14 protein-coding genes are annotated in these 14,575 nt (G+C 57.9%); 11 read left to right on the forward strand and 3 right to left on the reverse strand.

Going from position 1 to position 14,575, the window contains the following annotated elements; all coding sequences use genetic code 11:
- Window positions 1-25 precede the first annotated feature (25 nt).
- On the forward strand, window positions 26-733 hold the full coding sequence (locus Q1A74_RS09665; RefSeq protein WP_299595158.1) for a gamma-glutamyl-gamma-aminobutyrate hydrolase family protein: 708 nt from the start codon (window positions 26-28) through the stop codon (window positions 731-733).
- Between the two features lie 102 nt (window positions 734-835).
- Here Q1A74_RS09665 and Q1A74_RS09670 read toward each other — a convergent pair whose 3' ends face one another.
- Complete coding sequence (locus Q1A74_RS09670) at window positions 836-1,396, reverse strand: thioredoxin family protein (RefSeq protein WP_299595160.1); 561 nt, start codon at window positions 1,394-1,396, stop codon at window positions 836-838.
- 219 nt (window positions 1,397-1,615) lie between these two features.
- On the opposite strand from Q1A74_RS09670, the gene Q1A74_RS09675 reads away from it, so the two are divergent.
- From Q1A74_RS09675 to Q1A74_RS09710, 8 genes are read left to right on the forward strand one after another with little or no spacing between them, the layout of a single operon-like run.
- Window positions 1,616-2,515 (forward strand): urease accessory protein UreD, encoded by a 900-nt coding sequence (locus tag Q1A74_RS09675; protein WP_299595162.1) that lies wholly within the window; start codon window positions 1,616-1,618, stop codon window positions 2,513-2,515.
- Window positions 2,516-2,549: 34 nt separating this feature from the next.
- On the forward strand, window positions 2,550-2,852 hold the full coding sequence (locus Q1A74_RS09680) for an urease subunit gamma (RefSeq protein ID WP_299595164.1): 303 nt from the start codon (window positions 2,550-2,552) through the stop codon (window positions 2,850-2,852).
- 17 nt (window positions 2,853-2,869) lie between these two features.
- The gene (locus tag Q1A74_RS09685) at window positions 2,870-3,211 is read left to right on the forward strand and encodes an urease subunit beta (RefSeq protein WP_299595166.1); all 342 of its coding nucleotides are present in this window, start codon (window positions 2,870-2,872) and stop codon (window positions 3,209-3,211) included.
- Complete coding sequence (ureC, locus tag Q1A74_RS09690) at window positions 3,208-4,923, forward strand: urease subunit alpha (protein ID WP_299595168.1); 1,716 nt, start codon at window positions 3,208-3,210, stop codon at window positions 4,921-4,923. Before Q1A74_RS09685 ends, ureC begins: the two co-directional genes overlap by 4 nt.
- Window positions 4,924-4,939: 16 nt before the next feature.
- The gene (gene ureE / locus Q1A74_RS09695) at window positions 4,940-5,467 is read left to right on the forward strand and encodes an urease accessory protein UreE (protein WP_299595170.1); all 528 of its coding nucleotides are present in this window, start codon (window positions 4,940-4,942) and stop codon (window positions 5,465-5,467) included.
- Window positions 5,448-6,122, forward strand: coding sequence for an urease accessory protein UreF (locus tag Q1A74_RS09700; RefSeq protein ID WP_299595172.1), 675 nt, complete (start codon window positions 5,448-5,450; stop codon window positions 6,120-6,122). The genes ureE and Q1A74_RS09700 overlap by 20 nt, the downstream gene beginning before the upstream one ends.
- A 22-nt stretch (window positions 6,123-6,144) precedes the next feature.
- Window positions 6,145-6,816: an urease accessory protein UreG gene (gene ureG, locus Q1A74_RS09705; protein ID WP_299595175.1), complete on the forward strand. Its 672-nt coding sequence runs from the start codon at window positions 6,145-6,147 to the stop codon at window positions 6,814-6,816.
- A gap of 36 nt (window positions 6,817-6,852) precedes the next feature.
- Window positions 6,853-7,062, forward strand: a complete 210-nt coding sequence (locus tag Q1A74_RS09710; protein ID WP_299595177.1) for a hypothetical protein — start codon at window positions 6,853-6,855, stop codon at window positions 7,060-7,062.
- 188 nt (window positions 7,063-7,250) lie between these two features.
- Here the strand turns inward: Q1A74_RS09710 and Q1A74_RS09715 are convergent, their stop codons facing one another.
- Together Q1A74_RS09715 and Q1A74_RS09720 are read right to left on the reverse strand one after the other, a co-directional pair.
- Window positions 7,251-8,201, reverse strand: coding sequence for a response regulator transcription factor (locus Q1A74_RS09715; RefSeq protein ID WP_299595179.1), 951 nt, complete (start codon window positions 8,199-8,201; stop codon window positions 7,251-7,253).
- Window positions 8,198-11,665: an ATP-binding protein gene (locus Q1A74_RS09720; protein WP_299595181.1), complete on the reverse strand. Its 3,468-nt coding sequence runs from the start codon at window positions 11,663-11,665 to the stop codon at window positions 8,198-8,200. Before Q1A74_RS09720 ends, Q1A74_RS09715 begins: the two co-directional genes overlap by 4 nt.
- Window positions 11,666-11,914: 249 nt before the next feature.
- On the opposite strand from Q1A74_RS09720, the gene Q1A74_RS09725 reads away from it, so the two are divergent.
- Window positions 11,915-13,090: a hypothetical protein gene (locus tag Q1A74_RS09725; RefSeq protein ID WP_299595183.1), complete on the forward strand. Its 1,176-nt coding sequence runs from the start codon at window positions 11,915-11,917 to the stop codon at window positions 13,088-13,090.
- A gap of 48 nt (window positions 13,091-13,138) precedes the next feature.
- Window positions 13,139-14,425, forward strand: a complete 1,287-nt coding sequence (gene urtA / locus Q1A74_RS09730) for an urea ABC transporter substrate-binding protein (protein WP_299595185.1) — start codon at window positions 13,139-13,141, stop codon at window positions 14,423-14,425.
- The last annotated feature ends 150 nt before the right edge of the window (window positions 14,426-14,575 follow it).

Consider the following 14,575-nt stretch of genomic DNA (forward strand, 5'->3'; position numbering starts at 1 on the left):
GGTGGTTATGGAGAGTAGTGCGGATATGAAGATTGGCGTTCTGAAGACCGATGATGTGCGCCCCCAGCTGGTGGGGGAGTTTGGTGAATACCCGGAGATGTTTGCGGACTTGCTGAAACGTGAGGATCCGTCTCTGGAATTTGTGACCTATGAGGTGCAGCACGGGCACTATCCGGTAGATATTAATGAGGTGGACGCCTACCTGATTACCGGCAGCAAGACCGGGGTGTACGACGACCAGCCGTGGATTCCGCCATTGATGGAATTTGTGCGCGAGCTGCACAAGCGGAAAAAGCCGACCCTTGGGATCTGTTTCGGGCATCAGTTGATAGCCCATGCTCTGGGTGGTGAAACGCGCAAGTCTGAGAAGGGTTGGGGTGTGGGTGTGCACAGTTACCAGGTGCAGGAAACGCCGGCCTGGATGGTGGCGCCGCAGCAAAATTTCAGTCTGCTGGTGAGCCATCAGGATCAGGTGGTGACGCCGGCGCCGGGCACCAAGGTGATTGCGTCCAGTGACTTCTGCCCTTATGCACTGCTGCAGGTTGGTGAGCATATGCTTACCATGCAGGCGCACCCCGAGTTCACCAAACCCTACTCAAAGAGTTTGATGGAGTTGCGCACAGAGGTGTTTGGGGAGGATATGGTGGACAAGGGGAAAGAGTCACTCACCAACGATATCCACACCAGCGCAGTGGCCCGGTGGATGCTGGCTTTTTTGAAGAGTGCTTCGTAACACGAGTTGACCCCATGGCTGTGGAGAAAACTTCGCAGCCGGTTTGCTGGTCTTTCGCGGTAACCTCACAGGCATGAATAACCGCGAAAGCCCAACCTGTGGCTATTTCCACTTAATGTTGCAACCAATAGACGGCGCTTGATCCTCCGCAGGTTTTTCTCCTGCCAGCACCTTATCCACAGCCACGCGTAAATCCTTCCCGGTCACCGGCTCATCAGTTCCCGGTCGGCTGTCATCAAACTGGCCGCGGTAAGCCAGCTTCCCTTCTTTATCGAATAGAAAAAAGTCCGGCGTACAGGTCGCATCAAAAGCCCTGGCCACAGACTGATCCTCGTCCACCAGATACGCGAAGCGATACCCCCGTATGGCCACTTCTTCCTGCATTTTCTCTGGGCGGTCTTCCGGGTAGCTGGCGAAGTCGTTGCTGTTGATGGCGACGATGCCGAGGCCGGCGGGGATGTACTGTTCGGCCAGTTCCGACAGGCCCGCAGCGATATGTTTTACGAAGGGGCAGTGGTTGCAGATGAATATGACCAGCAGGGGCTTGCCGGCGTAGTCGTCGCTACTGACGAGGGTGTCGCTTTGCGGCTGAGATGTGTCGGGAAGTTGGAAGCTGGGCATGGGGGTGCCGAGGGGGATCATGGCGGATGGGGTGAGGGCCATAGGGACTCCTTTCCGGGTTATGTGGTTCCGACGGTTGTTTCTGCAAGCGTGGTCTGAGTGTACGGCTTTTACAGGTGTATTCCAGGCCGCACTCTATTTGGTGTGTACTACGTCAATTAACGCATACCCCTCGCTTCTGAATATTGTTTCCATTGGCCTTGAATCCAACCTGTTGGCGGGCGTATTGCCGGGCTGCGGGAACAAGCTGTCAGTGCCTTTATGAATCAACTCGTAATCCCGGATCCCAACCTGGCAGAAGCTGCCAAACCGAGCCGTTGGCATGCGGATCTGGAGTTGCAGTTTGCGCTGGGCACGCGGGGTTGTCGCCTGGCGCGCAACCGGCATACGGGGCCGCTGTATGTGCAAAAGCCGTTTTTTCCAGAGGGGCGGGATCTGGCGCATGTGTATCTGTTGCACCCACCGGGTGGTCTGGTTTCCGGGGACCGGCTGGATATTCGTGTGGCGGTGGAGCAGGGCGCAGGTGCGCTGGTGACGACCACTGGTGCAGGGCGTGCTTATCGGGCGCGGGCCGATGGTTTATTGCAGAGCCAGCATACGATGCTCAGGGTGGAATCCGGGGCGAGCCTGGAATGGCTGCCGCTGGAAAATATTGCCTACCCCGGCGCCAATGGTGCCATGCACACACGGGTGGATCTGGAGCGCGGTGCGCGCTTTGCCGGTTGGGAGGTGACATCGCTGGGATTGCCGGCGTGCGACGCACCGTTTGCCGGTGGGCAGTTGTTGCAGCGGTTGGAAATATTTCGCGAGGGTGTGCCGCTGCTGGTGGAGTCATTGCGATTATGTGGTGCTGACTTATCCGGCAATAAAATGATGAATGCCCGCGCGGGCCTGCAAGGGTTGCCGGTAAACGGCCTACTGGTGATGGGACCGTTTGAAAGCGCCCCCCTGGACTCAGTGCTGAAAGAGTGCCGGGAGATCATCGCCAGGCACGAAAAGCACAGCACCGCTGGCGTTACGCTGGTCGGGGAAATGCTGGCAGTGCGCGTGCTGGGGCGCTGTGCATTCGAAGTGCGCGGGCTGTTGACGGAGTTGTGGGAGCGCCTGCGGCCGGAGTGGCTGGGGCGCGCGCCCTGTGCGCCGCGCATCTGGCGTACGTAACGATCAATTTATAAAAGTCTCTGCAGGTTTTTGCATGGAATTATTGCCACGAGAAAAAGACAAGCTGCTGGTATTCACCGCAGCGCTACTCGCCGAGCGTCGATTGGCGCGTGCGCTGAAGCTGAATTATCCCGAAGCCGTGGCACTGATCACCATGGAAATCATGGAGGGCGCGCGGGACGGTAAAACCGTGGCGGAGTTGATGGGCTATGGCCGCGAAATTTTGAGCGCGGATCAGGTGATGGACGGTGTTCCGGAATTGATCCGCGAGGTGCAGGTGGAGGCGACCTTCCCCGACGGCACCAAACTGGTCACCGTGCACAACCCGATCAGCTAACCACGCAAGGGCAGAAAATGATTCCCGGAGAAATTCAGGTCGCGCAGGACAAAGGCGATATCGAACTTAACCCCGGCCGCGAGACGTGCACGCTGCGGGTCGAAAATATTGGTGATCGTCCGGTGCAGGTGGGTTCCCACTATCATTTTTATGAGGTCAATCCGGCGTTGCGATTTGAGCGGGAAAAAGCCCGTGGTTTTCACCTGAATATTGCGTCCGGCACCGCGGTGCGCTTTGAACCGGGGCAGGGCCGCGAGGTGGAGCTGGTGGCGTACGCCGGTGACCGCAAGGTGTATGGATTTCGAGGCGAAGTGATGGGCGCCCTGGATGTGAATGACGAGGGAGGGCCTGACGCATGAGCCGGATGGACCGAGAAAGCTACGCGCAAATGTTTGGCCCCACCACCGGCGACCGCGTACGCCTGGCGGATACCGAGCTGTGGTTGCAGGTGGAAAAAGATTTCACCCGCTACGGTGACGAGGTGAAGTTTGGTGGGGGTAAGGTGATTCGCGATGGTATGGGGCAGAGCCAGCGCCCTTCTGCCGAGACCCCCGATCTGGTGATCACCAACGCGCTGATTCTCGATTACTGGGGTGTGGTGAAAGCGGATGTCGCAGTGAAAGACGGCCGCATCTCGGGTATCGGCAAGGCCGGCAATCCGGACGTGCAGGAAGGGGTGGAGATCATTATCGGCCCGGGTACCGAAATTATTGCTGGTGAGGGTTCCATCCTCACCGCCGGTGGCATCGATGCGCATATTCATTTTATCTGCCCGCAACAGATCGAAGAGGCGCTGATGTCTGGCGTCACCACCATGATTGGCGGTGGCACCGGTCCGGCCACCGGCACCAACGCCACCACCTGTACCCCCGGCCCGTGGAATATCGGCAAGATGCTGCAGGCCACTGACAGCCTGCCAATGAATCTCGGTTTTCTCGGCAAGGGTAATGCCAGCCTGCCGGAGGCCATCGAAGAGCAGCTGGAAGCCGGCGCCTGCGGCCTGAAATTGCACGAGGACTGGGGCACCACCCCTGCGGCCATCGACTGCTGCCTGACTGTGGCAGAAAAATACGATGTGCAGGTAGCGATTCACACCGACACCCTGAATGAATCTGGCTTTGTGGACGACACGCTCGGTGCTTTTAAAGGCCGTGCGATTCACACCTATCACACCGAGGGTGCCGGTGGCGGACACGCGCCGGATATCATCAAGGCATGCGCTTCGGAAAATGTGTTGCCATCTTCTACCAACCCAACCCGGCCTTACACGGTAAACACGGTAGACGAGCATCTCGACATGCTGATGGTGTGTCACCACCTGGATACCAGTATTCCGGAAGATATCGCCTTCGCAGATTCTCGTATCCGCAAGGAAACCATCGCCGCCGAGGATATCTTTCACGATCTCGGCGCCTTCAGCATGATCGCCTCGGACTCCCAGGCCATGGGCCGTGTGGGTGAGGTGGTTACCCGCACCTGGCAGACGGCCCACAAAATGAAAGTGCAGCGCGGCAATCTAGCGGAAGACACGGCCGGTGAAACCGCCGGTGCCGATAATTTCCGCGCGCGCCGATATATCGCCAAATACACTATCAATCCCGCCATCACCCACGGTGTCGCTCACGAAGTGGGTTCCATCGAAGTGGGGAAACTGGCGGACCTGGTGCTGTGGAAGCCAGCATTTTTCGGTATCAAGCCGTCCATGATTATCAAGGGTGGCATGATTGCAGCCGCGCCTATGGGCGACCCCAATGCCTCCATTCCTACGCCCCAGCCGGTGCACTATCGGCCCATGTTTGGTGCCCACGGCCTGGCCGCAGCCAAAACTTCAGTGACGTTTGTCTCCCAGGCCGCACTGGAAAATTGTGTGGGCGAAAAGCTCGGCCTGCAGCGCAAACTGGTGGCCTGTAAAAATACCCGCAGTATCCGCAAGAAAGACATGCTGCTGAACGACTGGCAACCGGATGTCACTGTTGATCCACAGACCTACGAAGTGCGGGCGGACGGAGAGCTGCTCACCTGCGAACCCGCCACTGAGTTGCCGCTGGCCCAGCGCTACTGCCTGTTTTGATTTTGAGGAATTTGCTTTGACTCTGGAAATCTATCAACGCCTCGGCACCACGACTGGAAAGACTGCACAGTTCACCGTGGTACTGGATCACCTGCAACGGGATCGCGGCCGCCTGCGTGCGCAAGCCAGTGACGGCACCGAGGTACGCATTTTTCTGGAGCGTGGAAAGCCATTGCAGGTGGGCGAAATACTACTCAGCGAGTGTGGCAAGTTTATCGAAGTACAGGGGGCGGCAGAGCCAGTAACCACGGCCCGTTGTGAAGACTGGTTTACCTTCAGTCGCGCCTGCTACCACCTGGGTAATCGCCATGTGAAATTGCAAATTGCAACTGTGGAAAATGGGGAGGGTGAAAGCGAGCGCTGGTTGCGCATCACGCCCGATCACGTACTGGAAGAAATGCTGGAATTACTCGGGCTGAACCTGACCCGGGAGAACGCGGTTTTTGTACCCGAGTCCGGCGCTTACAGTGGTGGTCACTCCCATAGCCATTCGCACCATCATTCACACAGCGCGCACGAGCATCATGAGCATCACCACCACTGATGCGGCGCTGCTGCGCCTGTTGCAACTGTCCAGTGCCAGCCTGCCGGTGGGTGGCTACGCATTTTCCCAGGGGCTGGAATATGCCATCGACACCGGCTGGGTAAAGAATCTCGACGACACGCGGGACTGGTTCTCGCTGCAACTGATCGACTCCCTGGCTCAAGTGGATTGCCCCATCCTGTTGCGCTGCCATCGCGCCCTGCAGCAGAGCGACGTAGAACAATTGCAGTATTGGAACCACTACGCGCTGGCCTGCCGAGAGACCCGCGAGCTGCGCCTTACCGACACCGCCACTGGCAACGCCCTGATTCGGCTGTTGGTTCAACTGCAAATAGAGCCTGTTCTACCCAGGCAGGAAACCAGCTTCGTCGCCGCCTTTGCCATTGCCGCCAACTACTGGCAGCTGAACGAAGATGCGGCAATGCTCGGGCTGGTGTGGACCTGGCTGGAAAATCAGGTGGCCGCGGCCACCAAACTGGTGCCGCTGGGGCAGACCCAGGCGCAACAACTGATTGGTGAGATACAGCAACAGGTGCCCGCCGCAATTCGGCGCGCGTACCAGCTGGACGATGGTGAACTCGGCGCGGGGCTGCCTGCACTGGCCATCGCCAGCGCTAAGCACGAACATCAGTACAGCCGTTTATTCAGATCCTGAACGTATTTACGGGACGATTATTATGACTACAGTCAACTTGACGACAGGTAACCTAACCGCAACCAAAAAGCAGACCCTGCGTGTCGGTATCGGCGGCCCCGTAGGCTCCGGGAAAACAGCGCTGCTGCGCGAACTCTGCAGCGCGATGCGCGATCACTACGATATCGCCGTCGTCACCAACGATATCTACACCCAGGAAGATGCCAAGTTTCTCACCCATCATGAAGCCCTGAGCGCCGACCGTATTCTCGGTGTGGAAACCGGTGGTTGCCCCCACACCGCCATCCGCGAAGACGCCTCGATGAATCTCGCTGCCATCGACGAACTCATCGCCCGCCATGGCGACCTCGACGTGGTCTTCGTGGAAAGCGGCGGCGACAACCTCAGCGCCACCTTCAGTCCGGAACTCTCCGACCTCACTATCTATGTCATCGACGTCTCCGCCGGCGACAAAATACCGAGAAAAGGCGGCCCCGGTATCACCCGTTCCGACCTGCTGATCATCAACAAAATCGACCTCGCTCCACTGGTGGGTGCGTCCCTCGACGTCATGGACCGCGATGCAAAAAAAATGCGCGGCGAGCGCCCGTTTGTCTTCTCCAACCTGAAGGCACAGAAGGGCCTCAAAGACATCATCCAGTTCATCGTGCGCGAAGGCATGCTCGAAGAAAAATCCATCCCCGCAATCGCTTAACTCCCACACCAGAACATCAAGAAGTAGAGACCAATTATGAAACTGAGAAAACTACTGCTCGCATTTACCACTTTGATCGCCGCAACCGTCAGTCTGCTTGCTCAGGCCCACGAAGGCCACGCCCCGGCAGGTGTTGTGCACGAATTGCATCACATGCTGTGGGTTGTGATGGCACTTGCAGTGAGTGCAGTAGCAGTATTCCTGATCAGAAATCACGGAAAGAAAAAAGAAAACACAGAAGACTAATCAGCTACGAAGCCCAGTGTTAGACGCGCAGGTGGAGTGGCGGGGGCGGGCTTTCAGGAGCGTCGCAAACAGGATGTTTGCGCCGCAGCGCCCAGGGATGGATTCACAGGGGGGCGCCTAGCTCGGTCCTGAAAGCCCGCCCCCGGTGCTCCACCGCCACACAACGAAATAAAAGACCACCAAAGACCTCAGGAATCCGGGTTTAAGGCCCGAATAGCAATCCCCGCTGCAGCGGTCCGATTCTCAACCCCAAGCTTCGAAAAAACCCCCTCGAGATGCTTGTTCACAGTCCGAGGACTCACATCAAGAATCTCGCCAATCTCACGATTCGTCTTCCCGTTGGCAATCCAGAATAAAACCTCCGATTCCCGCTTGGTCAATGCAAGCTTTTCCCGAAGAACCTCTTCACCCGCGGGCCCACCGTCATCGACCAGTTTCAGCAAGAAGGTGTTGCTGTCGCGCTGTTCGATAAACACCACCGCCAGTGGTTTTTGTAGCCCGTCCAGTTTCAGCTTGTGCCCTGCAGCCGGATTGCGTGATAGCCACACCTGTAACTCCGCGCCCATTTTTTGCTGCAACTCCGATTCCAGTACACCTGCACTGCTCAGCAGGGCGTAGGTCTGTGGTGTGGCCCAGTGCATCCTGCCCGCGGCGTCCACGGTAAACAGAAACTGCCCGGTAGAATCCAGGGCCTGGTGGGCACTGGATGTCAGGCGGGCATTGTTCAGGTGCACCTTCATTCGCGCCAGCAACTCACTGGGCTGAATTGGTTTGGTCAGATAATCCACTCCGCCACTTTCCAGTCCGCGCACGATATTTTCCGAGTCGGTCAGCCCGGTCATAAAGATCACCGGGATCGACGCCAGCTCCGGATCCGCTTTGAGCAAGCGGCAGGTCTCAAAACCATCCAGCCCCGGCATGACCGCGTCCAGAAGGATCATGTCCGGGCGCAGGCGGCGGGCGATATTCAGCGCCTGGCTGCCGTCCAGTGCTACCAGCGCATCGATGCCCGCCTGCTCAAGTGTGTCGTTGATCAGACTTAGGGTATCCGGCGAATCGTCCACTACCAGCACAATATCGCCGGTGTGTGGGTCCGCATTTGCCGTCGCCGGGTTTGCGGTATCGTCGCGGGGTTTCATTCGCTCTCCTTGATGGCCAGGGCTTCGCTCAACTGTTCGAAGCGCATGGTGTCCGCCAGCTGGCGAAATTCTTCAATCTGATTTTTCTCTACCACGGATTCAGCGGCAAGCCGATCCAGAGTGCGGTGTACACCGCTGCGGTAGCCGATACGGGCATAGGCCAGTAACTCGGCCAGTAGCGGGTGGTCGGGCAGTACCTGTGTGGAAATGGGTTGCGGCGCGGACCTAGCGACAGGTTTATTTTCGTTGGCGTAGGTCCACTCGAATGTCAGCAGGCGCGCCAGGGTGTCGAACAGCTTCTGGTTCACCAGAGGTTTTACCAGGTAGGCATCGTGGTGGGCCGGTTCGCTGTCGCCGGGTTTCAGGTGCCGTTCATGGGCGTCGGCGGAGAGCATCACGATAGGCGCGGTAATGCCGTTTGCCCGCAACCGCTCGGCCAGTGCCAGCCCGTCCATACCGGGCATGGTGACATCCAGTAAAAACAGGTCTGGTGTTTGCTGCTGTACCAGCGTCAGGCAGTCCTCCGCGCTCTGCGCTTCCAACAGGGAGAATCCCAGCGGGGTCAGCAGGTCGCCGATCAGTCCGCGGTGGATGGGCTCGTCGTCCACCACCATCACGCTGCGTCGCCTGCCTTCATAGCCGGTAATACGGCGAACCGGCACTTCGCGACGATGATCCGAATCCACCCACGACAGCAACAGGGAAACCGTAAAGCGGCTGCCTTTGCCGGGCTCGCTTTCGAGGCGCAACTCGCCACCCATGATTTCCGTCAGCAGATAGGCAATGGTCAGGCCGAGGCCTGTGCCCGGTGCTACGGGTGTGGTGCCGTTGCGCACCCGCTCGAAGGGTTTGAGAATCCGCGCCTGGTCCTCAGGATCAATGCCCACGCCGGTATCCACAATGGTGAATTCGGCCACCTGGTTGCGGTAGCGTATATGAAATTCCACCTGTCCCTCGCGGGTGTATTTGATCCCGTTGGAAAGGAGGTTGATCAGAATCTGCCGCAAGCGTTTTTCATCGGCGATTACGGTGGAGGGCAACCGGTTGTGGATATGGCAGTAAAAGTGGATGCCTTTCGCTTCTGCCTGTGGGCGAAACATTTCCACCATCTGCTCCAGCAGTTCCGGCAAGCGCACCTGGTTGCGATAAATATCCAGTCGGCCCGCTTCGATCTTGGAAATGTCTAACAGTCCTTCGATCAGGTCTGTCAGGTACTCGCCGCTGCGCTTGATAATACGCAGACCATTGCGGTGTTTTTCCGGGATGTCCTGCTGCTGGTTGAGCAGTTGGGCGTAACCGAGAATGGATTGTAGGGGGGTGCGCAACTCGTGGCTGATACCAGAGAGGTATCGGCTTTTTGCACTGTTTGCCCGATCCGCCTGTTCTTTGGCGGCCTGTAGCGCGCGGTCGGTTTCCTTGTGCGCGTCGATTTCGTGGAGCAACAGGCGTGTCTGACGATTGGATTCCGTCTGCGCGACGATACGGCTGTCGTGGGTGAGCAGGAACAGCCAGCATAAAACACCCGCAATCATTGAAAGGACGGCAAACAGTGTCCAGAAGGCCTGGCTCAGCAGCTCCGCTTCGCTGTGGTTGGCCGGGTGCAGTTGGCCGTAAATCAGCGACAGCACCCCGGCGATGCACACGCAGGCGCCCAGCAGCAGGGTGGCAAAGCGGCCCAAGCGTGCATCCACCCGCTTGGCCACCTGCTGCGGTACCAGCAGTTTCATCAGCGAGGCCAGTTGCTGGGAGAATCGTGCATCCGGTTTGCAGGCATCCAGGCAGCGGGAATCCAGCGAACAGCACAGGGAACAGATGGGCCCCTGATAGGCCGGGCAGTGGCTCATGTCGGCGGGCTCGAAATCGTTCTCGCAGATACAGCAGGTTTTGGCTGTCTGGATGGCGCCCAGTGCCTGCCTGTCATTGCCGTTGTCATCGCCATCGTCATCCAGGGAGTCCCGGTGGCGCGCCAGATAAAAACGCCCGCCAGTGGCGATGCCCAGCAGCGGCACCATCACAAAGCAGATACCGAGGCTGATAAAGCTGGCGAAGTTTTTTGCCCCTTCACCGAAATGGCCGAGATAACACACGATACCAATCAGTGAGGCCAGCAACATCGAGCCCACGCCCACCGGGTTGAAGTCGTACAGGTGGGAGCGCTTGAATTCCACATAAGAGGGGCTGATTCCCAGCGGCTTGTTGATCATCAGGTCTGCCGCCAGGCAGCCCAGCCAGCTGATCGCCACCAGGGAGAAAATCCCCAGTACCCCTTCAAGTGCGCGGTAAATCCCCAGCTCCATCAGGATCAATGCAATGCTCACATTGAATACCAGCCACACCACCCGTCCCGGGTGACTGCGGGTCAGCCGCGAGAAGAAATTCGACCAGGCGATGGAGCCCGCATAGGCATTGGTGACGTTGATCTTCATCTGCGAGATCACCACCATCACACCCGCCAGAATCAAGGCCATGGTGGGGGACTGGGTGAGATAATTGAACACCATCTGATACATGCGCACCGGGTCCGCGGCCTGCTCGCTGGACGCGCCGGCGGTAATAGCGAGGTAGGCCAGAAAAGACCCGAACAGCATTTTGATCACCCCGATAAAAATCCAGCCGGGCCCGGCCAGGGTCAGCCAGAACCACCAGCGTTTACGATTCTCCCGGGTTTTTTCCGGCATAAAACGCAGGTAATCCACCTGCTCACCAATTTGCGCCACCATCGCAAAAAACACCGCACTGGCCGCGCCGAACAGCATCCAGTTGAAGTCGGCTCCTGCGGGATTGTGCTGTGGGGTGTACTGGGTCCAGTCCTGCACTCGCGACAGTTCAAACCAGGCGGCGATGCCGAGGGCCAGGCACTGCAGAAACAGCCACAGCGGCTGGGTACCGATCTGGAATTTGCTGACGGCCCGGATGCCGTGGGTCACGATGGGAATCACCGCCACCGCACACAGGATATAGCCAATGGCCGGGGGAATACCGAGCAGGGCGTGCAGGGCAGAGGTGAGGATGGCGGCTTCGATGGCGAAGAAGATAAACGTGAAGGAGGCGTAGATCAGCGAGGTGATGGTGGAGCCGAGGTAACCGAAGCCTGCACCGCGGGTGAGCAGGTCGATATCGAGGCCGTGTTTGGCGGCGTAGTAGGTGATGGGGAAGCCGGTGATAAAGATCACGGCGGCAACGGCGAGCATGGCGGTGACGGTGTTGATAAAGCCGTAGTTGAGGGTCACCGCGGCGGCGATGGCCTCTAGCGCGAGGAAAGCGGTGGCTCCCAGGGCGGTCTTGGCCACCTGTTCGATGGTAAAACGTCGCCCGCGCACGGCGGTGAACCGCAGTGCGAAGTCTTCGAGGGTCTCGTCTCCCACCCACTTGTTGTAGGTCCGCCGTACGCGGAATACCTGTTGTGCGGGTCGCATGGCCTGTTGTTCGTTGTCGTTATTGTTGCCCGTAAAAATCTCAACCACCGGGTACTGCCTACTGCTGATTGCTCGTCATATCGTTTTTCTTGCAACAAGAATACCGGATTTACCCGGTAGCGGTGCCGCCACTGCACGAGACCCGAAGCCCGGGATCTTTAGTGTACGTTCATCCCTTGCCCTGAAAACCGTCAAATGACGTAGTCCAGTACCCCAATACGCGTATGGCTCCTCTGTCCGCTCGGTCGAATAATCGATAGCACCAAAAAATAACCAATCGAGACCAAGGGGAAAAACATGGATATGTTGTCAGGAGGTTTCCGACTGCAAGGGGTATCGCAGTCGGAAAGCGTGTCGCAGTCGAAGAAAATGTTGGCCCGCAGCGCCTGCGCCGCGGCGGTACTGGCGGCTAGCGCGGTATCACTGCCGGCGGCGGCCAAGCAGTTTGAATCCGAAGGTGGGCAGACGTTCAGTATTGGTGCGGGCTTCCGCTCCCAGTTTCAGTCGGTGGAAGGGGACAGTGAATTCACTCTGCCGGATATCCGGGTTTACACCTCCGGGCAGTTGAACGACACCGTGAAGTTTACCTTCAACCTGCAACAGCGCGATGGCGACACCGCCGATGTGCTGGACGCGATTGCCCAGTTCGAGTTCAGCCCGCAGTTCAATATCTGGGCGGGGCGTATGCTGACCCCGGCCGACCGTATTGAAATGAGCGGCCCGTTCTACGGCCTTAGCTGGAACCAGTATCGCCAGCCGCTTTACGCCTCCGACCAGGGCGGCGAGGCGGGGCTGATCGGGCGTGACGAGGGCATCACCTTCTGGGGCACTGCCGGCAAGTTCCAGTATGCCGCGGGCTCGTTTATCGGCCTTGACGAGTACAGTAATCAGGACGAAAACCCGCTCTACGCCGCGCGCTTCGCTTACAACTTTCTGAATATGGAAGCCAACCCCGGCTACTACACCAGCTCCACCTACTACGGCGGGCTCGGCAATATTTTCACCCTCGCGTTCTCCCTGCAAAGTCAGGAAGACGGTGTGGGTAGCGCGGAAAGCGCGGGCGATTTCTCCGGCTGGACCGTGGATATGCTGTCAGAAACCGTGCTCGATGCCGGTGGTGTGATCACCGTCGAGGCGGAATACAAAAGTTTTGATGCGGATTACACCCTCGCTTCGCAACCGGCAGTCGGCGACTGCTTCTGCCTGTTTGACGGCGAATCTGCCTTCGCCACCGCCGCCTATCTGTTCCCGTCCAACGTGGGCCCCGGCAAATTCCAGCCCTACGCGCGCCTGGTCGAAAACAGTCCTTCGGATGCTGCGAGCAGCAGCTCCACCGAGCTGGGGCTCAACTATGTGGTTAATGGCCACAACACCCGTTTGAACCTCAGCTTTGTCTCCGGCGATGCCAATGCCTCCGGTTACGCGGGTGCCGATGTCGATGTGCTGAGCCTGGGCATGCAGGTACAGCTGTAACGCCAGACTGAAACCGAATTACGAAAATAACGAACAGGAGTCATTCCTATGAAACTGAAAAAATTTGTTGCCGGCCTGGCGCTCGCCGCCGGTACCAGTGTGATTAGCGCCGCGGCACTGGCCGCGGAAACCATCAAGGTGGGTGTGCTGCACTCGCTGTCCGGGACCATGGCCATCAGCGAAACCACCCTCAAAGACACGGTCCTGATGATGGTGGACGAGCAGAATCGCAAGGGCGGTCTGCTGGGTAAAAAACTGGAAGCCGTGGTTGTGGACCCGGCGTCCGACTGGCCGCTGTTTGCAGAGAAGGCACGCGAGTTGCTGACCAAGGAAAAAGTGGATGTGATCTTCGGCTGCTGGACATCTGTGTCGCGCAAATCCGTACTGCCGGTAGTGGAAGAGTTGAATGGCCTGATGTTTTACCCGGTGCAGTATGAAGGGGAAGAGTCTTCGAAAAATGTGTTCTACACCGGTGCCTCTCCCAACCAGCAGGCGATCCCAGCTGTGGACTACCTGATGTCTGACCTGGAAGTAGAGCGCTGGGTACTGGCCGGAACCGACTATGTGTACCCCCGCACCACCAACAAGATTCTTGAGTCTTACCTGGAAGCCAATGGTGTTGCCAAGGAAGACATCCTGATCAACTACACACCTTTCGGTCACTCCGACTGGCAGAGCATTGTTTCCGATATCAAAAAATTCGGTAGCGCAGGCAAGAAAACGGCAGTGGTTTCCACGATCAACGGCGATGCCAATGTGCCCTTTTACAAAGAGCTCGCCAACCAGGGTATCAGTTCCGAAGATATTCCGGTGGTGGCCTTCTCTGTGGGAGAAGAAGAGCTTTCTGGTATTGATACCGGCCCACTGGTGGGCCACCTGGCAGCCTGGAATTACTTCCAGGGTATCGACAGTGAGTCCAATGAATACTTCGTCCAGCAGTGGAAGAAGTTTATTGGTGACGAAAAACGGGTGACCAATGATCCCATGGAAGCCACTTACATTGGGTTCAATATGTGGGCCAAGGCCGTGGAAAAAGCCGGCTCTACAGAAGTGGATGCGGTGGAGCAGGCGATGATCGGCATCGAGTTCCCCAATCTTACCGGCGGTGTGGCCAAGATGAACAAAAACCATCACCTGTCCAAGCCGGTGTTTATCGGCGAGATTCAGGACGACGGTCAGTTTGAAGTGGTGTGGGAAACCGACGGCGTTGTTGCCGGCGATGCCTGGTCCGACTTCCTGCCGGGTTCCAAAGACCTGATTGCCGACTGGACCGCGCCGATCAAGTGCGGAAATTACAACACCAAGTCCGAGGCCTGTAGCGGCCAAGTGCAGTAATCCGATGGTAGTGGTGCGTGGTTGCTCTTTTTTCTTCATGGATGATGCAAAAAGAAAATCCTCAAGTGAACGCACCACTGCACACAGGGTGAGCCGAAATACCCTCTGCCTGTAGGGTGTTTTGGTTAGGGAGTTGGCCCCGGTAATTCA

The sequence above is a fragment of the uncultured Microbulbifer sp. genome (assembly GCF_947504145.1).
GTDB lineage: Bacteria > Pseudomonadota > Gammaproteobacteria > Pseudomonadales > Cellvibrionaceae > Microbulbifer.